The organism is Vibrio sp. 10N.247.311.51 (assembly GCF_041467855.1).
In the GTDB taxonomy this organism is placed as follows: domain Bacteria; phylum Pseudomonadota; class Gammaproteobacteria; order Enterobacterales; family Vibrionaceae; genus Vibrio; species Vibrio coralliirubri.
On the sequence record NZ_JBFSVK010000019.1, the window covers coordinates 53,490 to 80,160 of the forward strand.

A 26,671-nucleotide genomic window follows, 5' to 3' on the forward strand; every position below is an offset into this window, starting at 1 on the left:
AGTTTGGATTATAAAAATGACGACCACCCGTTCAGGTGGCCGTGATGTTATTTAGGATGCGTATTAAATTAGCCTTCGGCTGGAGTCACTTCGTCTTGTTGCTCGACTTTGTCATCGACTGCTTTAACAAGTAACAGACCAACAGAGAACACAATCAAGCCACACAGAACGAATACCATGCGTCCCCACATTGGGTTTGGCAGTACGAACATAGTCATTACGCCCACACCCGCTACCGCGATAAGTGAACCCAACATACGACGTTGCTTGTTATCCAGTTTCTTCTGTTCGTTACTTTCAGCAACTAGTGGTGTCGCAAGGTTGTTGAAGAACTTGTCTACGTCTTTCTCACGGTGCTCAGCAAGAGGCTTGTAGAACAGTGTTGAAAGTACGAAGAAGCCAGCAGTAAATACGATGTGACCGATAAGGCCGATAGCCACTTTCAGGTCAGCCCACTCACGGCCTGTTAGTTCATTTAGACCGAACCAGTTTTGAATCATGTCCGCTGTGATAACGAAACCGACGAAGTAAGAAACTACACCACCTACAACTAGCGTACCCCAACCTGCCCAATCCGGTGTTTTACGGATGAAGAAGCCACAGAATGCTGGAATTGTCATTGGGAAGCCGATCAATGCGCCCACGTACATCATGGTGTCGAAAAGGCTCAGACCTTTAAGAGAGTTGATGAACAGAGCAACCAAGATGATCGCGATGCCGAAGAAAGTAGACGTTAGTTTAGAAACAACCATTAGCTCTTTCTCTGTCGCTTTAGGACGAAGAATCGGCTCGTAGAAGTTCTTAACGAAGATACCTGAGTTACGGTTTAGACCTGAGTCCATTGAAGACATTGTTGCTGCGAACATAGCGGCAATCAGAAGGCCAACCATACCTGCAGGCATGTATTCTTGAACGAAATAAAGGTAAGCGAAGTCAGCGGCTTTGCTGCCAGCTTCTGGGTAAGCTGCTGCTAAATCAACACCTTGACCAGCCATGAACCAAGAAGGCATGAACCAGATGATTGGACCAAGCGTCATTAATACACAAGCAAGCAGTGCTGCTTTACGTGCGTTGTTTGAATCTTTCGCAGCAAGGTAACGGTAAGAGTTAAGCATGTTGTTGGTAATGCTGAACTGCTTTAAGAAGATGAACACAGCCCAGATGCTGAAGATGCTCATGTAGTTCAGGTTATCACCCGTAATGAATGAATCCGTTGGGAAGTCGTTAACGATCTGCGTAACGCCGCCACCGTGGTAAATCGCAACCACAGCACACGTCACCGTTACCGCCATGATGATAACCATCTGCATAAAGTCAGATGCGATTACCGCCCAAGAGCCGCCCGTTACTGACATCACCAGTACAACCAGACCCGTTAGGACAATCGTCGTTGTCATATCAAAGCCGAAGATACCCGATGCGATGATCGCAAGACCGTTCAACCAGATACCTGCAGAGATCACGCTGTTTGGCATGCCAGACCAAGTAAATACTTGCTCATTCACCTTACCAAAACGCATACGAATCGCTTCAATTACCGTCACAACGCGCAGTTGGCGGAACTTCGGAGCGAAGTAAAGGTAGTTCATTAGGTAACCGAATGCGTTCGCGATGAAGATAATCGCGACGGCAAAGCCATCGGTAAAGGCTTTACCTGCTGCACCAGTAAATGTCCAAGCACTGAACTGGGTCATAAATGCGGTTGCACCTACCATCCACCACAGCATATTACCTCCCCCACGGAAGTAATCACTTGTCGTACTTGTAAACGTTCGGAACATCCACCCTATCGCAATTAAGAATAGGAAGTAGATGCCAACTATCAGGGTATTGAGTTCCATCGTTAGACCTTTTATTTATGTTTTTTTGTTGGGGTCACTATAGATAGATGGCAAGTATATTTGTACTACAATAATCTAAATGCGTGACAGTGATCTTACAGTCTGACACTCAATTAATCATACAAGTGATCGAGTTCAAAGTTGCACCACCTAGGAGCGCAATTCCTCAAGTCAGTGCAGTTATCCGCACTAAATTTCGACCAAAACCCCGAAAAACATGAACAAAGTCTCTAAAAATCGAAGGAGCATCGTTAAAAACTATTATTCGTGACGATCAAAACTCAAAGAAGAACAGCAAAAATATCGTTAGATATAATTTATAAAAATGAATCAAATCAACACATTTGTAGTACAAATAAGATTAAGAATTTGCTTTTAAAAGTTCCCTATATTAGGCAGCCAATAATGAAAACTTGAAAACCACTATTAGATACTGACAGGGATACACGGAAGTGAAATGCTTTTAACACACCCGTTACACTTTCCCCGTCCAATAAAAAGGTGTCATTATGAAGAAATACGTTCCAATCTTAATTGCTCTTAGTACGGTATCTTCTATGAGCTATGCAGCAACACCACGTGAAGATGCTGTTGACTACTTACAGATGCGTAAAGGCGTGGCTTACCAAGTAAACCATTCAAAACCCTTCACTGGTCAATTTGAAGAGAAGTTCGATAACGGCCAAGTCGCGACCCAAGCTCAGTTTGCCGATGGCTTAGAACTTGGGCTAGAAACGAACTGGTATCCGAATGGCCAAGTCGCTTCTAAAGTGAATTACGTAAAAGGTGAACTGCAAGGCAAAGCTGAAACCTGGTATCCAAACGGACAGAAAAAAGCAGAACTCAATTATAAAGACAATGAACTATCAGGCACCGCCTCTCGCTGGTATCCCAACGGGGAACAAAGCCTGACAGCTGAATACAGCGACGGACAAAAAGATGGATTGGTAACGGACTACTACCCGAACGGTAACAAGGCCAGCCAAGCGAAGTTTGATGAAGGTGAAGTCGCGAACGGAAAACTTACTCGCTGGAATACTAACGGTGACAAGGTTGAAGAACTGACCTTTAAAGACCACAAAGTCACCTCTAAACAGGTGTGGATGCCTACAGAAAGCTAAGCCTCAAGAACGGCTCTCACTGAGCTCTTTGATATAGCTAAACGCCTGCTGTTAAAGTTTGCAGCTGCACGTCTGCAACTAAGAGACAAGAGAAGAGAAACGAACATTCATGTGATTAAGCGTGAATGTTCGTGGCTTTTTCACTTGCTCTTTTCACGACCTCTTCCCTCGTCACTTCCTTCCAACTTTGCCTATCTCCCTTCACTGTTATTTACAGCACTCTATCTAGTGATAAAACAATCACCAATAGTCATTGAAAATAATAAATATTTAACTTGCGCATAACCTTTCCATAAAATACTGTAAGCAAACGTTTCCGTTGCGAGTCAGATCTCAATTACCGACCTCGTAAGCTATCTACACGCAAATAAGAGAAACACGATTCCAAATACGTTGTTGAGTCATATTGTTTTGCTTTGGTGCCTGCCTATGAAAATTAAAACCTCCCTTTTTAGCCTTGCTTGTTTATCCATTGTCTCTTTATTGGTTGTCGTTTCATTTACTGAAATCGCCAATCTAAAGCTGATCAAACTAGAGAAAACTCTGATCAAGGTGAAGTCGCTTGAAGTTTCTATGCTTCAACTGAATCGAGCAGAACTAGAGTTTCTGATCAGTCACGATAAAACCCTCAAGCCTGAATTCACCAAAGAGTATTCACACTTCCAACAGTTGATGAATAGCTTCTCTGCCTTACTTGAAGAGTCAGACATAGCGGTGCCTGAGTTAGATAAGCTGAATCGAGAGGTGAAGCAATACAACAAAGATTTTTCCTTGATGATAGACGCGATAGACCGCAACCCAGAAAAGGTCAGTGAACTGAAATCAGAAATGAAAATGCTGTTTGAAGATATCATCTCTATATTCACCGGCGTTGAAGTCCGTTTGGAAGAACAGGTCGAATCGATTCAACAAACTATTACCACGTTTATTGCGAGCTCAGTAATTGCCGTCACGGTATTACTGATAGCCGTATCTTTTGGGATCTCATCACGTGTCGCAAAGAAGATAGCCTCATTGAACGCAACCATGTTACTCGTCTCCCAACAACGTGACTTTACCGTCACAGCGGAAGACAGCGGCTCAGATGAAATTGCTGAGATTGCCAAGTCGTTTAACACCGTACTAGAAGACATTCGCCAACTTGTTGGTCAAGTGCAGGGGTCGATTCAGGAGCTGGGCAACATTTCTAACCAGTTGCAACACGACGGTATCGAAGTGGAAGGCGCGTTGAACAAGCAGCAACAACAAACAGAGAATATTGCGACCGCGATAAACCAGATGGGCAGCAATATCCAAAATGTGGCTACCAATAGTGAAAACGCGTCATCAAATGCACAAACCAGTTTCGCCACCGCGAATGATGGCCTGAACGATGTAGCCTTCACCAGAGACACAATCAATACCCTTTCAACCGATCTCGTTAGCGCGAGTGAAGAAGTGAATCGTCTTTCTGTTCATTCCGAGAAGATCAATACCGTGCTAGAGGTGATTAAAGACATTGCTGAACAAACCAACCTACTCGCTTTGAATGCCGCCATTGAAGCAGCGCGCGCTGGAGAGCAAGGTCGTGGTTTTGCGGTTGTTGCGGATGAGGTGAGAACCTTGGCAGGCAGAACACAACTTTCAACCGAAGAGATATCAACCATTATTCAAGGGGTGCAAGACCAGACCCAAATGGTGGTTAACACGATTCAAAATTGCTGTGACAAAGGGAATACCAGTGTCGACTCTTGTGAGAAGGCACATTCAAGAATCACATCGGTTATCGCAGATATGGAAACCATTCTAAATAACAGTTTAGAGGTATCCAATGCCATGAAGGAGCAAAGTGAGGTCACATCAGAGATCATCGAAAACGTAGACGCCATCAAACAGCTGACAATGACCAATGTGAAAAGTGCTTCAAAAAACGCAGCTTCTGCAACTTCAGTCGTAGAGCAAACAGACTCACTTGAACGCGCTGTCATCAACCTAAAAGCCTAGCTATTAAGCCGTGGTTTACACGCTTATTGAGCCTCAAACGACTCTCTACTCAAATTTCAGATAAAAAAACGCTCATGTTGCCTGTATCAACATGAGCGCAAGGGCAGATCTTCGACTACCGTCTCCTACCTTTCTAAACGAAAGCAGAAGTTATAATTAGAATAGTTGGGAGCAATAATCAAAATGCTTTCGCAAGCACTTCAACGATTTCTTCTTTGTCGCTGATGAGAACAACGGGTAACTATTCGAACCCTGTTCATTCCTATCAAGTTCGTACTCATATAGCAGGCTATGTCACGGCCTTGCCTACTACATTTCAAACCTTCTCTGATTGAGCTTTAAATCACCTCAAGTAAATGTCTCATGTTCTTAAAGCGATTGGATTTAATCCATTTAGCTTCAAGAACATTCTTACTTATTCGGCTTCACACCGTCAGTGTATCCAATCAACACAGCAAAGTTATGTGTTGCTACAGAAAGTTAGTAAATAATAATGTATTACAAATAAAAATGATATCTAAAGGTTCAATTTTTTGCTGTAGCGCACATTTATTGACGAACAAAACTCTTCAAAATCATTATTAACAGCCAAATAAATCACTAAAAATCATCAACTTAATGAAACAACTCAACTTTGTAACCCTTTGTAAATAGTGGTTTTGTCCTAACAACACGATCAAATTCACAGATCATCACGCTTCGGATCGTTATCATATTTGTATTATTTAAATGCAAAACAAGTTTGAAATAACCAAGAAATAATTTCAAAAACAAAATGCATTGAAGACAAGAACTACTCTATTTGGCTCGTAATTATGGCCAATACTCAACCTATAAATATGGAATTAATACCATGAATAAAACTAAAATCGTGATTGCTGTGGCATCTGTACTCGCTGCTGGCTCTGTATCTGCTGCGTCTTTCGATATGAGACACGAATACAAGAGTCATACAGATCAACACGCTACTCGTGTAAAACTTGGCGATAGCATTGGCAACTTCCTTGTAGATATCGAAGCGAAATTCAAGGGAGAAGACGGTAAATTCATGGAAGATTTGAAGAACAATGGTTGGGAGCTTGGTCTAAATTACCGTCATGTACTAAACGATAACTGGACAATGACTTACGGTATGCCAATTGAAGGTCGTGAATCTGGCGTTACATACAAGCCTCAAGTTCGTGCAACATACAAAGTGGATAGCGTTGATGGCCTAAGCCTAAGTGCTCGTTACCGTTACGATATGAGACAGAACACTAGCACAACTGAGTACGAGATCGACGGTGATGGTGAAATTGTCGGTGTTGAGAAAAACATTGAAAACCAACGTCGTCACCGTCTAACGGCAAACGTTAACTACTCAATGGACAACTGGCGCTTTGGTTTTGAAGGTAACTACTACAAAGCTGATGGCTACGATATCTACGACAACGATGATACTAACTACGAGTTAAACGCAAGCATTCGCCATATTATGGGTCAATGGGCACCATATGTAGAGTTTGGTGATGTGAGCACTTCATCAACTAAAGCGACTCGTGAACTGCGTAGCCGTGTTGGTCTAACTTACAGCTTCTAATCGATAGCTATATGAATGATCTAAGATAATTACTGTCCTAATTTTCTAAGACCTAAACAAAAGCCAGCTTAATCGCTGGCTTTTTTTCCTTTAAAATCAGCAAAACAAGAGCCGCGCACTTGCAGCTCTTTTTCCTAGTGACTGATCCGATAGAGAAAGGCAACGGTCACATTATCGTTAGGCACAACTCGCTTCTGCTGAGCCAAAAACAATTCCGCTGTCGAAACGGCATCGGCTAATGCATTGTGGCTGTTGTACTCAGGAAGCCCATACCTTTCGCGAGTCCCTGCCAGAGTTAAATCGACTTCTTCATGATTGCTGATCGCTTTCTCCATGCTTTTCTCAATACACAAGGTATCAAGCCAAAGCAGAGGAATCGCTCGTAAACCGTAGCAGCGAAGAAGGTATTGGCTAATGAACTTCTCTTCGACCACACAAGCGTGCGCGACAATGATCTTGCCTTTTGCTGCTTCGAAAAATGTCAGCATCGCATCATGAATAGACGCGCCCTCTTCCAACATTTGCGGCGTAATATGGTTGATAACAGCGGTTTCAGCGTTGATCTGCGAATCGTTATTCAGATAAATATGTTTGGCTGACGCTAAATCGATTCTCCCTTTAACCACATCGACCCACCCCATAGATAAGATAAGGTCTTGCTCGCTGTCTAAGCCCGTGGTTTCGAGATCTAAAATAATGTATTCGCTGTCTTTGGCCAAGTCCGTCATTTCAGGACAAGGCTGCTCTACGAGATCATGTAACGCCTCTGGCAACTTAACCGTTCCCAAATATTGCTTACGTTTACGTTTAATTCGCTCAAGCGGGTGAAAATAGTTTAACAAGGCTTTCATTAACGTGCTCCGAAACGAATTTTCGCCGCTTCTTGAAGGTCAGCAATGATCCTAAAGGCATCTTTCAAGTGTTTACGCTCAAAGCTACCAAAGCTATCTGGGTTGATGTTGTTGTCAGGCACATCCCCGTTCTTCAGCGCTTCAAGTTGATGACCAAAACGGAAAGAGAGAATGAACTGGTAAGCACCCAGAATGTTCTTGAATGCGTCGTCGCTCAGCATACCTTTTTCATTGGCAGCAGCGAAACGTTCGTCAGTCGCCGACAAATCGCACTCCACAGCAAGGCCATAGATACGCGCTAAGTCGATAATCAAGTTGATCGCGTACTTCTTCACGTTCAACGTTTTCTTATTCTCACCTGACTTCTCTAACACTAAGCTATTGAAAATACCAAGTGGTGGATTGGTATTAACCGCGTCTTTCACTAACGTGCTTAAAAACTCACGGTTACCGCGAATATTGCTATGCAGCTCATCGCGAAGAATGCCTTCGAACTCACTGTTGCCGTAGATAGTACGAATTTCTAGGAACACACTGATGTTAAGTAAGCGTTCATACTCTGGGTTAGCCACCCACTTCTTGTAGTAGTGCTTCCAAACACTGAGTGGCTGACACCATTTCGGCGTCGCGGCCATGAATTTACCTGGACATAGTGGATAGTGGCAGCTTGCTAAGCCGTTGGTCACCATCATCGCTAAGTGCTTGAAGTAAATACGGTCACTGTCTGTTGCATCGTCAGCCAGAACAATCGCACTGTCTTGGTCCGATAGCATGTGCACTTCATTACGCGCGTGCGATCCGGCTACGATCCAAGAGAAATCACACGGTGGTGGGCCTAACTTATCAATCGCTATTTGAATCAATCGACGGGTGTAGGCGTCCATAATCATGGTCATTACCTTGCCGACGGTTTCAGGCGCCACTTTACCTTCCACCAGCGCTTCAAAAATAGCTTGTCGCTCTGAGGTGAACGAAGACATGGTTTTCACGCTGCCCGCGTATTTGATTTTCTCGATCAAGAATATCGCTTGAACACGGTGGTTTTGAACCAAATGAGACGTAGTAAGAAGACCAACAACCTTATTCTCTTTCACAACGGGCAAGTTACGGATATTAAATTGCATCATGATAGAGGCCGCATGTAGCACTAAATCATCCGGTTTTACTGTAAGTGGAGAGTGCGTCATGACCTCAGAGATCAAACTATCAGTACTCACGCCGTGGGCGATCACTCGCTTCGTCATGTCTCGGTCGGTGATCAGACCAACAATGGTTTCACCTTCATAGATCACGGCACAAGGTGAGCGTTGATGAAGCATTTCAACCGCAACCGACTGGATGGTTTGCTCAGACTTAACAATCGCAACCTGCCCGCTTGCTACTTCTTCGACTTTACGAATGAATAGGCCTTTCTCTTTATTTGACCAAACCACATCCAGTGCCGACTTCAAGCGAACCTGCGCCTGTGAAGCAAAGTGTTCTGCGCAACTTGGAAAGGCTTTGAAAAGCGTTTGAAGTGCCGAGTGTGGAATCACATAAAGTAAGGTGTTTTCTATTGCGACAGCTCTGTAGCCTTTTTCATCGTTGACTTCAGAATCTAAGAACGTAAAGCCGAACAAATCTTCACTGCCTAGGCGAGCACGAAGCACACCATCAGATTTTCGTTGCTCCATAGAGCCCGTTCGAATGATATAGAGCGATTTTTCTTTCCCCGACTCACACAAATCAACCACATCTCCCTTGCCGAGATAAGTAATTTGAACGTTAGAGGCAAGTTCGCGAAGTGCTTGTTTAGGGATCTTATCGAATGGGTCGATTTGACCTATGAATTGAAGAATATTTGGCAGTAGAGACTGGGGCATAATCACACTCACAATAATTTAATTAGTATTATTATATAACTTAAAATACTGGTTACTAGTGCTTTTAACGAAACAGCAAATAATAGATTAAATATTGGACACCAGTCAGGTTTTCATCAAATTTGGATGCAAAAAAAGCACGTATGAAACGTGCTTTTTAGAGGTCGCTACTGAAGTGAGCTTCTGTACAACCGTAATTTTAACTTTGACTACCCTAGTTTTACGAGAATGACCTCTCGTCGATAATGCAAAACGATCAAAGCTAAAATAACAGTGAAAACAATTAACTAGCGGCTGGTAATCTGTGGTTTGTTTCTAACAGATGACTTGCTGACGCGTGGCGTGCTTTGTCACTATTACCTGCCATGATTGCTTCATAAATCTGGCGGTGTTCGTTAATACAAGTACTTCCCTCTTCAGAAGAGTGAGAAATAAAGTTAACAAACATGGTCGTTAAGATGTTACCAAATGGAAGGTAGAAGTCGTTACCTGTTGCATTGAAGATCAGGCTATGGAACTTCATATCGATATCTAACCAACGCTCTTGATCAAGCGTTTCTTCGCTAGAGATTTCTACCATTTGTTGGAAAATACCAGAGAGCTCAATGCGTTGTTCTGCACTCGCGAACTGAGCAGCTAAAGCACACGCTTCTGGTTCAATCGCGCGGCGTAATCCCAAGAACTGATGACAGAATTGGTCTGTATCGGCCAAACCGTCCATCCATTCGATCAATTGTGGATCTAAGAAGTTCCAGAACGCGCGGTTAACAACGCGAGTACCGATCTTAGGACGAGATTCTAATAGGCCTTTTGAAGTCAGAAGCTTAACCGCTTCTCTTAAATGCTGTTCTACTGATACCAAATTGCTCACACAGAGCCATTTCACCAGGGATAATAGAACCTTGAGGCAAATTGCCCGACAAAATACCACGGGCGATTTCACGTGCAACTTGCACATGAAGGCTTCGCTTAGAGCCTGAAATAGAATTGAAAGAGCCAGCCATGTGTCTACTTACTTATTAGATATGTATTATTTAACCCGGACTATAGCACTGATTTATATCTTCACCAACACAGCATCAGAATAACGTGAGGTCACTACCAATAAAGGCTGGAGCAATATTTCACAAACCTGCTCATCTTTAGGTTTATAAAACCAATTCAACCCATTAATTCATACAAATAGTTCTCATTTACAATTTCAATGTATGCGTGAACTCACAAAACCACCCTTACTCTCACTATTTATGTCGGTAATAACCCGTTTTTAGATGAACACCCTTGAATATAGCAAGTGTTATTGTATGATTTATTGATGTAAATAATCTACAATATAGGCGGCTCTGATGTTTAACGATTTAAAAGGCAAACGCATTCTAATTACTGGCTCTACTGCCGGTATGGGTTTAGCTACCGCACGTGTCTTTGCAAAATACGGCGCAAAAATCGGCATCAATAGTCGTGCTTTCAGCCCAAAAGTCGATGACGTTCTATCTGAACTTACCGCACTGGGTGGCGATGTTGCTTTTTTCCCTGCAAACCTAATGGACACATTAGAGTGCGAAAGGTTAGTCAAAGAGTTTACTGATCATTTTGGTGGCATGGACGTGTTGATTAACAACGCCGGTGGCCTTGGTGGTCGCGCCAATCTAGAAAATATCGATGATGAGTTTTATGAGCGCGTAATGAACCTTAATGTTCGCTCTGCACTGATGACAACTAAGTTCTCTATCCCGCACTTACGCGCCTCTGCTGCTGAGTCCGGGCAAACATCTTGTGTGATTAGCACAGGATCTATTGCCGCTCGCGAAGGCGGTGGTGTTGGTGCTGGCATCTATGCCGCATCTAAAGCTTGGTTACACGACATTCACCGTAATTGGGTGAAAGAGTTCGCGCAAGACAATATCCGTTTCAACATTGTTTCTCCGGGCACTATCGACACCGTATTTCACGATGACAAGAGCGACGATTTGAAAGCGACCATTGCTAACAACATTCCAATGGGACGCTTTGGCAATATTGATGAAGTTGCTCCTTCATTTGCTTTCTTTGCATCGCACGCTTGCAGCGGTTACATCACAGGTCAAATCCTAGATGTTAATGGCGGACAAATAACGCCTTAGTTAGCTGGTTTTTATAAGCTATCTCAGCGATTTAAGTTCGCCACACTATATAAGGTCAACAGACCCGAGTAGATGAGGGAAAACCTCACGCTAAATTCGACGTATACACTGACACTAAACGCCAGATTCGTCTGGTTTTTGGTGTTTTCAAAGTTTCAATTTCAGGTGGTTTAAATGTCAATATTTACATTGGTGGAAGATTCAAGCCGCCGAATTCATGTTCAAGTGGCGAGACAAATTGCTCGCAAGATCTTGTCAGGCGAGTTAGAAGAAAATCAAAAGTTACCCAGCGAAATGGAGCTGTGCGATATCTTTGGAGTGAGCAGAACTGCCCTTCGAGAATCAACTAAGCTACTTTCGGCAAAAGGTTTAATCGAGTCGAAGCCAAAAGTGGGCACTCGTATCAAGCCGAGAACACAGTGGCACTTCTTGGACCCGCAATTGCTGTACTGGATTCAAGATTTAGAAGATACCAAGCCGTTCTTGTCTCAGTTTTTAGGCTTAAGAAAAGCGATTGACCCGGAAGCGTGTGCACTCGCTGCAACCAATGCAACCGTTGAGCAACGCAAAGAGCTTTCGATTCTTTTCCAGAAAATGACCATCGCGGCAAATAACTTCGATTATGAAGAGTGGACGACCAACGATCACCTGTTTCACCAAACGATTTTCTTATCAACAGGTAATCAGTTTTACATTCCATTCGCCAATATTCTGTCGACTATCTTCAAGCAGTTTATCGACCACTCCGCTGAAGGCGGTCGCTTCTGTTTAGAACAACACAAAGCGATTTACGACTCGATAATGTCAGGCGATGCCAAGCAAGCTCGAATTGCTTCTCAAGTCCTGCTAGACGATGAGAACCAAAAACTCTCTAGGGTTGAATTAGCCATCGCATAACTGAGATTAACCAAACTGACTTGTGTTTCAAAGACACAAGTCAGTCTTGTTTTAGCACCCATTTTTTAACCATCAACTACCGTAGTGTTTTCTTTAAACGCTCTACTCCGTCACCTCAGAGAAAGCTTACGGTTATACACATAAGGTGTTGTTTGTGTCTTCGCAATCGTACGTAAGGAAAAATTTCTCTCTCGCCTGGCCCCTCGCCTTAAACGGTATCTTAATGCAGTCGATGTTGATGATCGACACACTGCTTGTATCTCCTCTTGGTGAAATCCCTTTAGCTGCAATGGGGATTGCGACGACTATCGTTGCCTTTGTACTGGGAATTCAAATGGCGTTGGCAAACGGTACTCAGTTAGTATTAAGCCGCGCAGTGGGCTCTGGCATCGCCGCGTCATTATCTAAAGCATTTTGGGCAGGGTTATTTATCAACCTTGGCGTAGCAACACTGTTTTGGCTTCTACTTACTTTTTTCGAACAACCCTTGATTCAAGCATTAACAGACGACGCTTCCCTTCACTTAGAAATCAGCCGCTATCTAGATATCTCGAAATACATCGTTATTTTTACCGCGTTAACGCAGGTGATCATTGCTTTATTTAATGCACTAGGCAGAACTAAAGTCCCATTCAAAGGTTACTTAATTGAACTGCCTATCAATGCTGTACTCTCGTATGTGCTGATTCATGGCTTTTCTAATTTTGAAGGGATTGGAGTACAAGGTGCTGCATTAGGCAGCATTATTGCAATAACGATCCGCTTGCTGTATTTGGTTTTGTGCGTGCATTTAAGCTCTGCGATTTCACTCAAATTAGACGCTCAGCGATCTGAATTCTTTACTAACGTTCGCCGTCACTTTATCGAAATATTCCCCGTAGCAGCGAACGTGACCATGCTTTTGATTGGCGCAACGATATATCAATTGTTGTATTCGCAACTTAACATCAACGCTTACGTAGCGATTACTTTGGTGATGCCTTGGATCAGGGCTGTCTCTCAATTTATTACCGCTTGGGCTCACTCTTCCGCGATTACTATCAGCCAAGCGATTGGCTCCAAAAAGATGGATGACCTAGTCAAAAACGTCGATACCAGTATCGATATTGCAGTCGTCATTTCTTTCGTTTGTGCACTCTTGTTCGCAGGATTAAGTCTGGTCATTGGTGACATTTACCCGAACTTGGATGAGTCTACCTATCAAGCATTGGCCGTTATCGCCCCACTCTACATTTTCTTGCCAATTGTTCGTGGCTACAACACGGTTCATGGGAATGTACTAAGAGCACTAGGAAAAACGACCGCAGTCTTCAAAATCAACTTTACTGGTCAATGGGTAATTTCAATTCCATTGTGTGCATTGATCATCTTTGGTTTAGATGGCTCTATCTTTTGGGCCTTTGCTATCCAACCATTCGAAGAAGTCGTTAAAGCTTTCCCATTCCGTCACTTAGCTCGTAAGTCTCTTAAAGAGTTTGATGCCGATAAAGCCAAAGAGTTGATGTATGACTAAGTCCAAAATCATTTTGGATGAGTCCAGACATCACATTTAACACTAAGCTTTTGAAATAAAGAGAGTTCGCACAAAATCTCCAAAATACAACCTTGTCCTTTGGCAAGGTTGTACTACTTTGAAGGTAGGCATTTATTGGGTCAGTGGCTAACACATCTCAGCAACAAAAGACTCATCAATCCAGCTTAGATTAATCGTTAAGAGAATTGGGTGAACACACTATGCATGACATTATTCAAGATCTTCACAAGCGCTACACAGTCAAAAAATACGATCCTAGCAAACGAATTTCTTCTGAAAAAATAGAGATCATCAAAGAAGCTATCCGCCTTTCTGCTTCTTCTATTAATTCACAACCGTGGAAATTCATTCTGATAGAGAGCGAAGAAGCCAAGCAACGCTTCCACGACACTTTCGCTATCAAGTTCCAGTTCAATCAACATCACGCAATTGAGTCATCGCACATCATTCTTTTTGCCTACGACCCAAACTACACCAAAGACAAATACGCTCACCGCGTGGATGTTGAAGTTGAATCTGGTCACTTACCTGCAGAAATGTACGACAACATGCTCAATGGCGGTTACGCTTTTGCAGACCTCAATACTGATGATAACGGCTTTAATGGTAACTGGACCAAAGCGCAACTTTACCTAGCGCTAGGTAACGCCCTACACGTTCTTGCGAGGCTTGAAATAGGTTCTACACCGATGGAAGGAGTCGATATGGACTTAATCGGACAAGAATTTAGCGAAGAGCTTGATGGGCACATCTGTGAAGTTGCGTTGGCAATGGGTTACTTCTTAGAGGGCGAAGACTACAACCACGGGCTACCAAAAGCACGACTCTCTCTGGATGAAATATTTAAAGTCATATAAGAAGCACTTCGATCCCCGTGCTTTTAAATAAACAAAAAGACCACTCAACATTCAGTTAATGTGGTCTTCGAAAACACTCCTTAAGGGCTGTGTCTAGCTAGACTACTAGCTATATACTATTTGCCGTTCAACTTAAGTGCCGAGAAAGTCACACTGTTGTAGTCGCCATTCTTTTTATCGACAGCGAAATCGCCAGTACCGCCACAACCTGGGCCCCATACAGGGTGAGAATCGCTTACACTACATTGGCCGTATGCTCCCGCTTTATAATAGAAATCATCTTCAGCATAACCCGTTGGTGAGTCAAGCTCATCAATGCCCTTGCTCAGATCGATTTCATACTTAACCGTATCGTGACGTTCTGTTTCAAACGTTAGGTACATCATGGTGCCTTTCACTTCCACTTTGTAGCTAAACTCTTCACCAAGAGCAATACCCGCTTCACCCGGTTCCGCTGGGTTTTCCCAAGTGTTACCCCACACAGGGTAAGCGATGTCGGCACGGTTAGGATCTTTTTTCTCTAGGTTACGCTCATAGTTCCAAAATACTGAACCCATTTCTTGGTCAGGAAACTTCTTATAGAAGATCTTTAGTGGTTCATTACCATGCCCGTAACCAGTTCCAGCTTTGATTAGCTCATTATGTTTTTTAGCGTGAATCTGACCAACAACCACCGAGTGAGCTGGGTACTTTTCTGGGTACTTAGCGTTAATCGCAACGTGATTCACTTTTAGTGTCGCTTCTAGTGTGCCGCCAACCGCACTGTATTCGCTTGCTGATGGATGGCTAGACAATGCCCATTGGTTACCTTTGTCAGCAGTATCGATAGAGAAGTCAGCACCACGTGGCATCTGGCGTAACTCAGAACGCGCGTTTTTCGAGTTTTTCGTCGTAATCGCTTGGTTCTGCACTTCAAATACAAGGTTGCCGTCTTTATCAAGATGGAAGAAATCACTGTGTGAGTAGCTCATCATAGCGACCCCTTCTATTTCATCAACGCGACCATCTTCATTAATATCTGAAGGTATGGTTATTTTCCAATTATGCATATCGAATTTATCGGCAGGTACGGGGTAAGACACACCATTATTTGCAAACGACACAATAGGTACTGCTGATAGCAAAGCTACAGCAAGCATATTTTTTTTGAACATCCAAATTATCCTTAATAACAAACGAGTATTTGTAGACCCATTAATATTAAACTAGGCAGTACTACCCTAATCTGTAATAACAGGTTTATTTTTTATTGAATAAGCTAACTTGTAGAAATGAGCTTCGCTTTCACCATTCTTAAATTGGTTATAAACGCCAGCCCATCGAACTCACCTTTACTCGCATAGTCCGTTTTATTCCCGGGCTTCCCCCTAGGGTCAGACATCTGCAGCTTAGAAACTTTCAAAATCTCTTTGAATTGAGAGGAATTAGTAGGGACTCCTAAATCGGACGCATACGCAGTTGAAGCGGCCAATGATAATAAGGTCGTCTTTATCATGTAATGCATATTTACCTCGACGTCAATTTTTCAAATAACTCTATAGAAACTATTTTTAAATAATTCATTAAATATTTAACTAGCCCGTTATCTGTACATATATTCGTACTCATAGTCATATCCATATGCCAGAAAACCATAGGAGACAACATACTATTAACACAATAAAAACAATCAGAGATATACACATCAAGGCATACTAATACTTACCAATGCCCACACACCAAAGAAATATGCGTGATCAGTAATTTCTATCTAGAGAGTAGACCAAGTTGATCTTATCTTCATGACACAACAACATTTGTATTACTTTACAACAAGCAAATAAAGTAACATTTTGAGTAATGAGATCATCATCAAGCTTAGAGCTCAACACTTTACGAAAAATGAGACAATCATAACGTTTAGTTATAATTAAGGCGGGTTGATAGGAACTTTTTGATTGGTATCACAGAATATAAACACGATAATACATACCATATTTGTCATACATTAATTCAATAACATTGTTGTTGTTTGATGAAAAAAAAGGGTACTAAGGATGTATCCATAATTATAAATCATAGCGAGATGATAAGTATGAAACCAGTAACAAAAATTGCACTATTCGTTACAACCACACTTTTGGCGGGCACTGCCGCTGCCGCTACCATTGATTACCGTGGCGAGTACAAGCATGAAGACGAAAAGTACGCGCACCGTATTAAAATTGGTGCAAATACTAAAATTCTTGATGACCAAGCGAAACTTTCTTTTGGTGTAGAACAAAAATTCCAAAGTAGTGATCAAACAGATTTTTGGAAAGAAGTGGTTCGCGGCGATTCTGAGTTTAGCTGGGACGTGACTTACAGTCTAAATGATAAGTGGTACATCCAACCTGGTATGCCGATTACTTTTGCCGAAACTAAAACAACGTATAAACCTCAGTTCCGCGTTGGCTACAAAGCTGATTTCGGTCTAACTACTGCTTTACGCTATCGTCATGAGCTACAAACGTTTGAAACTGGCACGGGCACAACAAGCGCAGCGGGCGGCGGTAGTATTGTGCGTGATGGCAAAACTCTGCAACAAGGTAAAGTAACGCTGACTGGTTCATACAAGTTTAGTGACGAAGCTTGGAAAAACCTAAAGCTTAGTTACGAAGCAAACTACAACGTGAACTATGATGATGTTCGTCTCGCAAACGATAAGAACTGGGAATGGGATCTTGGTCTTAAGGTTGGCTATAAAATGGGTGACTTCACTCCTTATATGGAATTCTGGTCATCTGACTATGGTTCATCTGCTGAGAATGAACGTCAACTAAAAACACGTTTTGGTCTTAAATACAGCTTCTAAGTATTATTAGACTTGGTTAAAAAAGGCTTAGCACTGCGCTAAGCCTTTTTTGTTATCTAGAAAGATCGTAGGCTAAAAACAGGTAAATGTTTTTTCCAACCAGAAGAGCACGGATGGTTAAAAACACCGATGGACTGGGGCTTTGTAGACAGCTTCCGCTTGCTGCACCCTGAAGTGAATGATCAATACTAGTGGTTTGGTTACCGCTCCAAAGGTTTCGTAGACAACCGCGGCCTGCGTATTGAGAAACCATTATTTAACTTCAATCTAACTTTATTAACCCTCAATGACCGCTATCTTGATAACGCATTACTTCCACTCGTACCATTGAGATTATGGTCTTTTTAAGACGTGTATGTCCGTTTAAAAGGATGAATGCCCTTTAACCTGTTAAACACTCGTCAACAAGCCTGTACTTAAAAGAGATTACAAAAGCGCTATATTATTAAACTAGCAAGAAGGCTTCTATACACGAATTAAGAGATTTGAGTAGCTTATGTACCGGCCTCTCTAGGGTGACATTGAAGTAAAGGCTACATTGACTAGCAGATATATAAAGAGCCGTTAAACAGCTTCATAGTTGATTAACAGAGGTATTAAACGCCTCTTGCATAAAGGAACGGTAAAAGGGTTTATATAAACCCTTTTACATAGATATTTAGATTAATAGTTGTTTCTATGGGTATCAATATACATGGGTACCTATTACTAAGCGCTCAAGAATGGCCTGAATGCGTCACAAAAAAAGCGCCGTTCAGTCAATGAACGGCGCTAGATTTTCGTTTTGTATGTATGAGTTACTTTTAGGTAAGTAAGATTATTTGTCCATTGGGTCTGCTGCAACAACTACAGAGAATGTACTTGAATTGTAATCCACACCACCTAACACATCCCCGATAGAACGAGAGTCAAAATCATCAATAAAGACTTCTTCTTGACCCGCTTCATCAGAATAAACTTCATAGTCATCAACGTATAATGTTGTTTCTGCCATTCCGCTATTTGAAGAGAACTTAATGGTAGTTGCCGTTACTGGAACACTAGAATCTGAGTGATTTGCGTCATTACCTGCGTTCTGAGAGTCATAAGGACCAAACTCCACACCATCGACTTTAACTGTATAAGTACCAGTTTCAGTCGTCGAAGATGTATTCCAAGACATTTCAAGGTCAATCCAAGTACCAGGGGTAAACGTTGTTACTTGCTCGTCTTCACCGCGTAGCGTGATTGCACCTTCATCAATTTTCAATTCACCAATCAAAGATGATGTTGAGTTTTTAGTATCAAAAAGAGAAACGTAAGCTGACTCTGTTTCTGCAGCATCGTAGTACATAGATACTTTATGTGTACCAGTAGTCATGCCTTGTGCAAACTTGTAACGCAATTCGCCTGTGTCGCTATCATCTTGGTCCGTAATTGCCGCAACTTGATTGCCTGTTGGATCTGGATCTGTTGGAGTGTCTCCATCACCAGCTACCGTTGCTTCAGAGCTACTGCTGTTGTAAGGCGTTGTATTTAATACTTTACCAATAGTGTAACCATTGAAGTCATCTTCAAATACTAACTCTTCAGAACCACTATCACTTGAATATACTTTTAGGTTATCGGCAAGTAACTCAAAGTTATTCGTACTGCCGTTATCACCCAATCTTAATGCAATCACTTGGACAGGACCACTTTCTGGGATCTCATCGGCTAGGTAAGAATGTTCAACATCATTTACTTTGAAGCTAAATACACCATCACTCCAAGTTGCTTCTACTGTTAATGTTTCACCTTCAGTATAACTGCCATCGATAGCATTCAGTTGTTTTGCGCTATCACGGTATTTAATAACACCTGCTTCAAAAGCGATTTCACCATGTAAGTTTGCTGTTGATGTATCAGAAGCGTAAACCGAAACATACGCATTTTTGCTGTTATCATCACCAACAGAGTCTTCATCTAGTTGGTAAACAAGATCTACTGTTAAGCGACCTGAAGTAATGTTATCAAGGTTATTATCAGAAAGCTTTAATCTAAGTTCACCTGTGTCAGAAGTTGAAGTATCAATAATTTGAACATAGTTGTTCACACCAGACTCTTCATTCGCATCTTTAACAGCGTCACTTACAGATGTATTAGTCGCTTCATCAACCCCTACTAATTCACCTTCAGTTGCAGTATCAACCACTAATTCGCCATTCGTTACAGAGTAACCACCATCAACAACTGCACCATTAGCATCTGCGCCGTAATAGGTAAACGAGATTGTTTCAGCGTCTAGATCTTCTGCATACGTTGCGGTTTTAATTTCGTACGTACCTGGGACAGCATCATCGTAGTAATATTTTTGTGTGCCATCAGCAAATACATAGACATTGGGTAGGTCGGTAGACATTGCTGCAGGCAACGCACTGGTGCTGACCGTCGCTGTACCTATTTCCCACATACCACCATCAAGAGGTGATGTAGGTGCAGGTGGTGTTGCTACATCCTCTGGAATGAATTCAACATCTGTGTCACAACCGAACAACAAACCTGTAGACATAGTTACTGCAAGTGCAATTTTAGAAATTTGCATAATTTACTCTCTTTCACATTAATCATTAATCCCTTAAATGATATTGTCAGACAAAAGGGCTTAATCAGCAATCATGGATATTTAATATGATGACCTCTCTCACAGTCACCGCCATTTAGGTTAGAGAACTAATGCATACATCACATTAATATTTAAATTTGACGTTTTATTTTCCATTTATGCTAGCCAATAGAAAGTATATAATATGATTATTAACTCACAAAAACACTTCAGATTAAGTATCTCTGGAGCTCAAATCAAGTGATAGAAAAAACTAGTCCCTCCTTTAGTTCAGAATACTTTTAATTAATACAAAGCAATACAAAACTAAGCTCATATACTTTGTGGTTAACTAATATATAATCAAACTAATTTTTTAATATGGTAGCGACATTAATAAAAAAATAGCCGGTAAATTAACAAAGTAATATTATTACTCTATTAATTTACCGGCCATTCATTATTAGATTATGTTGTTTAATAATAATCTCTGCGAGTTATTTACCTTGGTACTGATCGTGCGATACATCTAGTTGGTAGAAAGTCGCTTGTGAGTAATCATCTAGGTCGCCGCTGATGTTTTGGTTGTAAACACCGGCCTTGAAGTACATGTACTTGCCGCCTGCATCGTAGCCACTGTTGCTCATATCAACCACTTGTACAACGTCGTCTTTGCCTTCACGCATTAGCGTCACAGTCATCGTGTTGCCTTTAACGTCAATACGGTAGCTGAACACTTCGCCAAGTGCGATACCATCTTCACCCACTTCAGCCGTCATATCACCCACTAGAGGGTAGAAGTCCTCTTTAGTTGCATCTTGGCTTTCGTGTGCGAAGTAAACCGCACCCGTTGCTTGGTTTGGCAGTTTACGGTAGTACAAACGAATTGGTTCATCGTTTTGATCGTGGATCTGACCAATGATAAAGCGGCCTACTTCGTTCGCATTACCTGTCGTTGTTGCGTGATCGATTTTCAACGTTGCTTCTAAAACGCCATCAATACCAGCTGCTGCTTCTAAGTCAGATTCAGGCGCGCTTGAGAATACCCAGTTGTTCTTGTTAACACCTTTAGTGCTAATAGACTGGTCACCACGGCGCATCATTTCACGAAGCTCTGTACGCGCATACTTAGTATTTTTAGAGGTACGAACACCTTTCACGTAAGCTTTGAATACTAGGCCACCATCGTCAGCTGTGTAGAAGATCTCTGGGTGTTGGTAACCGTTTGCAAGGTTCCACTCAGAAACGTCATCAGGCTTACCATTTTTGTCATGGTCGAATGGTTGAGATAGGTACCAATGCGTCATGTCAAAGTTTTCGCTCGGTGCATTACCTGCAACCGGTGTTGCTGGCAGGCCTGTCGGAACTGGCAGTGCACTGCGTGTGTCACATTCAACTGAGGTCTCACAAGGGTAAACCGCTGCTACACCGAAGTTACCAGAACGAAGATCTTTGCGCGCATCTTTGCGTGCTTTTTCCGCCGCTTTCATTTCAGCGATCATTGCCGCTTCTGCAGCGACCACGTCTGAAGTAATGATATGGCTAGCAGGACAAGCGTTAATGTTACAGTTAACCGCAGCTAACCCGGTCACACTGTTCCAACCATTTTTGGTGTTACCGTGACCAACGTATCTTACGTAGCGTGCTTGCACTGCTGGCTCGAATTGGAAACGCTCTAGGCCAATCGCTTTACCTGAGCTCAGTTGATTTTCAAGTACGGTTGTCCAGCTTTCGCCATCAACACTCACTTGAATATCAAATTTAGATTGGCGCTCGTTACCTTTGCTGAAAGATGCTTGAACCGCATCAAATTCTTGCACTGAACCATAGTCTAGTGTTGCCCACTCACCGTCACCCGCAGATGACCAACGTGTTGTAAGGTCTTGGTCAATGAGACGATCAGGTCCGTTACCATCATGGCTACTAGCGGTAACCGCAACTGGCGTTAGAAGCGCTTCACCAGTTTCTTTGTTATTTGGAAAATCAGCAGTAGGCGTGCTCGTGCTCGCACAACCAACCGCAAGTAGAATAGAAGAAGCGAGTAAGGTTTTTAGAGTGATTTGTTTCATATTTAATCCATTATTATATTACAAAGGCAGCGTTTGTAAGTGAAAGCAAAATTGGCAAACACGAGCTATAAGGCGTTTCTTCTCTCAGCATTTGCGACAACATAAAAATATTACGTAATCTTATAATACAAATAAAACACTTCGTTGAATAAATGAGACTGGGAACACTTTCCGCTTTTTCCATACTTTAACTGGATCACACTTCCTATTGATAAAAGACAATATATAAAAATTTAGAATGCGAAATGGGCTATCAAGGGCGAAAAACCCGAGCGGTAATGGTGAGAATTTGCATCACTCGAACAGAGCATTTGTCGTTCAGAACATCTCATTCACCAGTGTCGCAGCAGTTAAAAAAAGACCACATTGTTAGGAATCAATATGGTCTTTAAAGCAGTCATTGTTGTTACTCAAACGTCAGCTAACTCAATAATGTTCGGCTCTAAGAGAACTAAAGCTCACATCAAACACTTCACCCGCATAGTCGCTATCAGGCTTAAATTGTGGGTAGATGCCCGCTTTGAAATAGAAAGCGATGTCTGTCGATGTCCAATCTGATGTTAACGAGACCGTGTCCCCATTTTTATCTGTGTAATCTTGTCCCCAAGGGATTAAATGAAAAACGGTGTTGGTTCCATCTAAATCATGAGTCGCCAAGTAGATACCGTCTTGATTGGCACGAATCGTATATCGCCACTCTTCGCTTGCCGAATAAGTCCCTAACTCGACACTGAACGGGTCACAATGATTACAGTCTTGGTTGTTGCGCTCAAAATCAGAGTTCAGTATCACTCTTACTGGCTTGCTCTCTCCTTCCCATAATAGTTTCACCAATGCTTGATTGATCTTCCAACCATGGATTTGTCCAAGTACCACTTTTGGATCTTGATTGTTGATGTTCGGGTAATCTTCAACTCGCAAGGTAGCGATGAGCTGATGGTTAGTTTTATTGGTTCTTGTATCGTTCAAATACCAACTTGTGTCTTCATCGCTGGTGCTGCAGTCCGGCTGAGTACTGCTTTGATACAACTCCCTTAACTCAGAGCGAATATAGTTAGAGTTTTGTGTACTAGTGCCATAACCCATATCAGCTCTAAAGTGCATTCTTCCTTCATCGGTATTGAAATAAGAAAGACCAATATCGCTGTCGTAGACATCACTGTCGTTGGCGAGAAGGTCTTTGCTCGATTCGCAGCGCTCAGGTTCTAGTTCAGCAGCACTGTCACCGCCACTTCCATACCAAGTGTCTTTGCTCGCAGGAATCGTCAACTTCCAATCGCTAATATCCCAATCGTTTGAGCCGTTGACTTGTGTGGTGGTGTATCGCAGTGCCTGAAAGTGAGCCGTGGCTTCACCATTTTCAAATTGATTATAGATACCCGCTTTAAAGTAACTCAGTAGGTGCTGCCAGTAGGTAATGTCTTCGTCGACTTTAACTTCATCGTTCACTTTGATCGAAAGGGTGTTTTCATAAACAGAAAGATCAAACTTGGTGAAGCTATCGAGATCCGCCTCTCCCAAATCGTAGCGATTATATGAAGTGGCATAACAATCCGAAGAGTCAGCGGCACTGCTACAGTCAATGGTATTGTTTTTCATGACTGCCCAGTAGTGACCTGTGAGCCCATCTCGTTCTTGCTCCCAAACCACACGTAATAGTGGATGAGGGATATAACCCGTACCACTCTCGTCTGTGCCTTTGTTGTGGATCTGTAGCACGGTCACTTCATCATGATCAGCGGGAGAACTCGCCATTGCATGCTCAATATCAGGCAGGCTTATTTCCGCATGTAGACTGTGTCTTACGCCAGCTTCATTGATATCGAAGTTTTCTCCCTCACGAACTTCAGAGCGCATCTTGTAGTTCGCCATTTTGAAGATAAGATTCTCCGTCTCTTCGTCAGCATAAAAATAATCACTGACATAACCATCGAAGTTACCATCTTTGACTTCCGAGGTTTTATTGCCCTCCTCTCCATTAGGATCAGATACCTGAAGATCTGAGCTAGAAAGGATGTTTTGATACTTGGCAATATCATAGGGAGCAACAACACCATAAGACGTTCCTGGGTTATTGGTATCAGAAGGATCACTACTGTCACTTGAGTTACTGGAACTGCTTCCACCGCAGCCATACGTAAGCGAAGCGAGTACTACGACGAAGATTGGTTTATTCACATTTATCTCACTTATCCATAAGAGTAGAGTGATAATGTATATTTGTACTATTTTATGTCAATTGCCTATTTATCAGAATATGAGATGCGGCAAATGAAGTGAAATGAACGGATATTACGTAGAGTTAGACTCAAGAACAACGCAGAAAGGCCACTCTAAACTCGCAAGTTATTGAGTGGCTCTCAGATCACAAACTAAACTTAGTGTGTTGATTTTTATATATAAATATTAAAAAACTTAAACCTTAAAGCTGCTCATCAACTCACTAACGCTGCCGTTAAGTGTTTTGATTTCTGCTGATTCAGTCAACTGATCTTGGCTTAGCTTATTAAGCTCCTCAACAAAGCTTTCAATCTTATGCATGTTCTTAGCGATGCTCTGAATAAGTGCATTTTGCTCAACAGACGAACCCGAAATGTCATTGTTAAAACGACTCACCGTTTCCATCTGTTCCGTTAGCTTCGCCAACATATTTACCGCTTGAACCACTTGAGCACGAGTCATTTCACAGTTGCTTTTAGTCAACTCAATCGATTTAACCAAACCATCTGATTTAGACTGCAAGCCAGACAGCGCTTCATCAATTTCAGAAGTACTGATTTGCGTTCGGTTGGCTAACGCACGGACTTCATCAGCAACCACCGCGAAGCCTCGACCATGCTCACCCGCTCTCGCCGCTTCAATAGACGCATTCAATGCCAACAAATTAGTTTGTTCCGCAATGCCGCCAATCACAGACACGATAGACTGGATGCTCTGCGTTTCATTCGCCATTGAGCGAATGTCATCAGAAGTGGTGCAGACTTGCTTCTCAAGATCATTGATATAGGTTTCCGTCACCGTGTTAATCTGTTTCGTCTCATCACTGAACACGGCTGCCTCTCTTGCTGCTTCTGCCGCCGACTGAGAACTCTTCTCGACTTCGTTTGATGCTTCAGATAAGCCGTTAATTGCAGAGACCACTTGAACCGTTTCATCAGTGTGAACTTTCAGTACATCGCTGGTTTCTTTACAACCTTCACGAATACTCAGTACCTTAGTATCGAGATCCGAGTTCTTAAATTTGACGTCCTTAACCATCTCTTGCAGGCCAATGATGAACAAGTTGATGTCTTTGGCGATATGCCCTAAGTCATCATTCCCCTTCTCAGCAAGCCTTTGAGTCAGGTCTCCGTTACCTTGAGATAGATCGTGGACGATTTTGCGCAGTGACACGATTGGGCGGTAGAAGCGATTCAGAAGTAAAATCATCAATATCACCGAGCCAAGCACACAAGCTACAATAAGAATGCGTGCACTCGACATCACACCATTCAACTGATTGAGTGCGAGCTCTGGGTCAATACTAGAGATCATGTACCACTCTTTCTGGCTGCCAATATCCACTTTCTTGGCCATCAAAATTCTCTGGTTGCCATCAATCACACCCTCAATGAATTGATCAAGCTGTTCAATGGCACTGTTGAGTTTCATTTGAGTATCTGCAGAAGATATATTGCTTTGCGGAAGTACGTTTTCGATTGTCGAAGCGACTACCATCCCCTTCTCGTCGATGATAATGCCTTTGGCTTCGTAGATGCTGTCCAGCTGTTCAAGCTGAGTTTCCAAATCGTCAAAACGTATATCGGCCATGATGACACGATCTTGGTATGAGTAGGTCACACCGATCATAGGCACTTGAGTACTCTTAGTGAAAAACAGATCACTAAAAGACAAGCCTGATTTCAATTTAGCTTGTTGGTACCAAGGTCGAGTGGTTGGGTTGTATTTTTCTTTTATCCCAACACCGTTAGGGAAAGACTCTGAAGGACGAGAGGTATAAGAACGGCCGTCGTCAAAACCCACTACAATCTTGTCAATACCACCGAGTTTTGCAGCATAATGCATGAGTGCTTCATTCGGCACTTGGTATGGGGATTTCATGAACTCTTGTGCAACAGAGTTAACGGTATCAATGGTGCGTTGAACGGTATTTTCTATTTGATTGATTTCTATCGTAAGCGAGTGATCAATCTCGTTATAAATCGTTTGGTTTACCTGTTCAGTGGCCAAGTTAAGCGTAAACCAGTTCGTAAATGCCAAAGCACTAGAGCTGACGATCGCTACCATTAAAATCAATTTTCCTTTAAACCCTAGAGACAATTTTGAATTCATAAAACTCATCATCCATATCAACCTATGTCTATTATTTTTATCCGAATGAAATGGTTATTTTTTGCATTTTCGAAGATACGGGAAGTGAAACCCGTTCATGCCGATCCATCGTCACAACCATCAATTTAATTAATATTGTATGTTTAATTGACCAACTATTCTGTGAGCGATCTTGATATATTAAAACTGGCTAAAATCGCCCTGTGATATAGGTATCATTTATGAG

General features: G+C 42.2%; 16 protein-coding genes and 2 pseudogenes. 9 read left to right on the forward strand and 9 right to left on the reverse strand.

What is annotated here, in order from left to right; all coding sequences use genetic code 11:
* Nucleotides 1–68 precede the first annotated feature (68 nt).
* Nucleotides 69–1,841: a sodium:solute symporter family transporter gene (locus AB6E85_RS16850; protein ID WP_032555190.1), complete on the reverse strand. Its 1,773-nt coding sequence runs from the start codon at nt 1,839–1,841 to the stop codon at nt 69–71.
* A gap of 509 nt (nt 1,842–2,350) precedes the next feature.
* Here AB6E85_RS16850 and AB6E85_RS16855 point away from each other — a divergent pair.
* From AB6E85_RS16855 to AB6E85_RS16865, 3 genes are all read left to right on the forward strand, one after another.
* Nucleotides 2,351–2,962, forward strand: a complete 612-nt coding sequence (locus AB6E85_RS16855; RefSeq protein ID WP_017061462.1) for a toxin-antitoxin system YwqK family antitoxin — start codon at nt 2,351–2,353, stop codon at nt 2,960–2,962.
* 429 nt (nt 2,963–3,391) lie between these two features.
* Nucleotides 3,392–4,945, forward strand: a complete 1,554-nt coding sequence (locus AB6E85_RS16860; RefSeq protein ID WP_372143309.1) for a methyl-accepting chemotaxis protein — start codon at nt 3,392–3,394, stop codon at nt 4,943–4,945.
* An 853-nt stretch (nt 4,946–5,798) separates the two neighbouring features.
* On the forward strand, nt 5,799–6,524 hold the full coding sequence (locus AB6E85_RS16865; protein ID WP_052878547.1) for an oligogalacturonate-specific porin KdgM family protein: 726 nt from the start codon (nt 5,799–5,801) through the stop codon (nt 6,522–6,524).
* A 134-nt stretch (nt 6,525–6,658) separates the two neighbouring features.
* On the opposite strand, the gene AB6E85_RS16870 is transcribed toward AB6E85_RS16865, so the two are convergent.
* The 3 genes and pseudogenes from AB6E85_RS16870 to AB6E85_RS16880 all read right to left on the reverse strand — a co-directional run bounded on the left by AB6E85_RS16870 (nt 6,659) and on the right by AB6E85_RS16880 (nt 10,241).
* Complete coding sequence (locus AB6E85_RS16870) at nt 6,659–7,375, reverse strand: 3'-5' exonuclease (RefSeq protein WP_086969655.1); 717 nt, start codon at nt 7,373–7,375, stop codon at nt 6,659–6,661.
* Nucleotides 7,375–9,237 carry a DUF294 nucleotidyltransferase-like domain-containing protein gene (locus tag AB6E85_RS16875; protein ID WP_017069961.1) on the reverse strand — a complete coding sequence of 621 codons (1,863 nt, stop codon included), beginning with the start codon at nt 9,235–9,237 and terminating at the stop codon, nt 7,375–7,377. Before AB6E85_RS16875 ends, AB6E85_RS16870 begins: the two co-directional genes overlap by 1 nt.
* Before the next feature lie 283 nt (nt 9,238–9,520).
* Nucleotides 9,521–10,241, reverse strand: a pseudogene (locus AB6E85_RS16880) (FadR/GntR family transcriptional regulator).
* Nucleotides 10,242–10,583: 342 nt separating this feature from the next.
* Between AB6E85_RS16880 and AB6E85_RS16885 the strand changes: the two are divergent.
* The 4 genes from AB6E85_RS16885 (at nt 10,584) to AB6E85_RS16900 (ending at nt 14,648) form a co-directional block, all read left to right on the forward strand.
* The gene (locus AB6E85_RS16885; RefSeq protein WP_372143311.1) at nt 10,584–11,360 is read left to right on the forward strand and encodes an SDR family NAD(P)-dependent oxidoreductase; all 777 of its coding nucleotides are present in this window, start codon (nt 10,584–10,586) and stop codon (nt 11,358–11,360) included.
* 174 nt (nt 11,361–11,534) lie between these two features.
* The gene (locus tag AB6E85_RS16890; protein ID WP_372143313.1) at nt 11,535–12,257 is read left to right on the forward strand and encodes a FadR/GntR family transcriptional regulator; all 723 of its coding nucleotides are present in this window, start codon (nt 11,535–11,537) and stop codon (nt 12,255–12,257) included.
* Between the two features lie 145 nt (nt 12,258–12,402).
* Nucleotides 12,403–13,770, forward strand: a complete 1,368-nt coding sequence (locus AB6E85_RS16895) for an MATE family efflux transporter (RefSeq protein WP_081322222.1) — start codon at nt 12,403–12,405, stop codon at nt 13,768–13,770.
* 221 nt (nt 13,771–13,991) lie between these two features.
* Nucleotides 13,992–14,648 carry a nitroreductase family protein gene (locus AB6E85_RS16900; RefSeq protein WP_372143314.1) on the forward strand — a complete coding sequence of 219 codons (657 nt, stop codon included), beginning with the start codon at nt 13,992–13,994 and terminating at the stop codon, nt 14,646–14,648.
* 116 nt (nt 14,649–14,764) lie between these two features.
* Here AB6E85_RS16900 and AB6E85_RS16905 read toward each other — a convergent pair whose 3' ends face one another.
* A complete protein-coding gene (locus AB6E85_RS16905) occupies nt 14,765–15,802 on the reverse strand; it encodes a polysaccharide lyase family 7 protein (protein ID WP_372143315.1) in 1,038 nt (345 codons plus the stop codon).
* A gap of 920 nt (nt 15,803–16,722) precedes the next feature.
* Between AB6E85_RS16905 and AB6E85_RS16910 the strand changes: the two genes are divergently transcribed.
* Entirely contained in the window at nt 16,723–17,481 is a 759-nt protein-coding gene (locus AB6E85_RS16910) for an oligogalacturonate-specific porin KdgM family protein (protein WP_248639751.1), read from the forward strand.
* Between the two features lie 66 nt (nt 17,482–17,547).
* Nucleotides 17,548–17,670 (forward strand): annotated as a pseudogene (locus AB6E85_RS16915) (exodeoxyribonuclease III); the annotation flags it as partial.
* Between the two features lie 628 nt (nt 17,671–18,298).
* Here AB6E85_RS16915 and AB6E85_RS16920 read toward each other — a convergent pair.
* The 4 genes from AB6E85_RS16920 to AB6E85_RS16935 form a co-directional block, all read right to left on the reverse strand.
* Nucleotides 18,299–20,044, reverse strand: coding sequence for a hypothetical protein (locus AB6E85_RS16920; RefSeq protein ID WP_372143316.1), 1,746 nt, complete (start codon nt 20,042–20,044; stop codon nt 18,299–18,301).
* A gap of 497 nt (nt 20,045–20,541) precedes the next feature.
* Nucleotides 20,542–22,113, reverse strand: coding sequence for a polysaccharide lyase family 7 protein (locus tag AB6E85_RS16925; protein ID WP_372143317.1), 1,572 nt, complete (start codon nt 22,111–22,113; stop codon nt 20,542–20,544).
* A 426-nt stretch (nt 22,114–22,539) separates the two neighbouring features.
* Nucleotides 22,540–24,291 (reverse strand): polysaccharide lyase family 7 protein, encoded by a 1,752-nt coding sequence (locus AB6E85_RS16930; RefSeq protein WP_372143318.1) that lies wholly within the window; start codon nt 24,289–24,291, stop codon nt 22,540–22,542.
* Nucleotides 24,292–24,528: 237 nt separating this feature from the next.
* On the reverse strand, nt 24,529–26,400 hold the full coding sequence (locus AB6E85_RS16935) for a methyl-accepting chemotaxis protein (RefSeq protein ID WP_372143319.1): 1,872 nt from the start codon (nt 26,398–26,400) through the stop codon (nt 24,529–24,531).
* Nucleotides 26,401–26,671: the final 271 nt, after the last annotated feature.

Excerpts from the sequence above, each read along its gene's own strand:
- AB6E85_RS16920 (WP_372143316.1), bottom strand. The coding sequence starts at position 20,044 with ATGCAAATTTCTAAAATTGCACTTGCAGTAACTATGTCTACAGGTTTG.
- AB6E85_RS16875 (WP_017069961.1), bottom strand. The coding sequence starts at position 9,237 with ATGCCCCAGTCTCTACTGCCAAATATTCTTCAATTCATAGGTCAAATC.
- AB6E85_RS16905 (WP_372143315.1), bottom strand. The coding sequence starts at position 15,802 with ATGTTCAAAAAAAATATGCTTGCTGTAGCTTTGCTATCAGCAGTACCT.
- AB6E85_RS16855 (WP_017061462.1), top strand. The coding sequence starts at position 2,351 with ATGAAGAAATACGTTCCAATCTTAATTGCTCTTAGTACGGTATCTTCT.
- AB6E85_RS16925 (WP_372143317.1), bottom strand. The coding sequence starts at position 22,113 with ATGAAACAAATCACTCTAAAAACCTTACTCGCTTCTTCTATTCTACTT.
- AB6E85_RS16870 (WP_086969655.1), bottom strand. The coding sequence starts at position 7,375 with ATGAAAGCCTTGTTAAACTATTTTCACCCGCTTGAGCGAATTAAACGT.
- AB6E85_RS16850 (WP_032555190.1), bottom strand. The coding sequence starts at position 1,841 with ATGGAACTCAATACCCTGATAGTTGGCATCTACTTCCTATTCTTAATT.
- AB6E85_RS16890 (WP_372143313.1), top strand. The coding sequence starts at position 11,535 with ATGTCAATATTTACATTGGTGGAAGATTCAAGCCGCCGAATTCATGTT.
- AB6E85_RS16885 (WP_372143311.1), top strand. The coding sequence starts at position 10,584 with ATGTTTAACGATTTAAAAGGCAAACGCATTCTAATTACTGGCTCTACT.
- AB6E85_RS16935 (WP_372143319.1), bottom strand. The coding sequence starts at position 26,400 with ATGGTAGCGATCGTCAGCTCTAGTGCTTTGGCATTTACGAACTGGTTT.
- AB6E85_RS16860 (WP_372143309.1), top strand. The coding sequence starts at position 3,392 with ATGAAAATTAAAACCTCCCTTTTTAGCCTTGCTTGTTTATCCATTGTC.
- AB6E85_RS16865 (WP_052878547.1), top strand. The coding sequence starts at position 5,799 with ATGAATAAAACTAAAATCGTGATTGCTGTGGCATCTGTACTCGCTGCT.
- AB6E85_RS16900 (WP_372143314.1), top strand. The coding sequence starts at position 13,992 with ATGCATGACATTATTCAAGATCTTCACAAGCGCTACACAGTCAAAAAA.
- AB6E85_RS16910 (WP_248639751.1), top strand. The coding sequence starts at position 16,723 with ATGAAACCAGTAACAAAAATTGCACTATTCGTTACAACCACACTTTTG.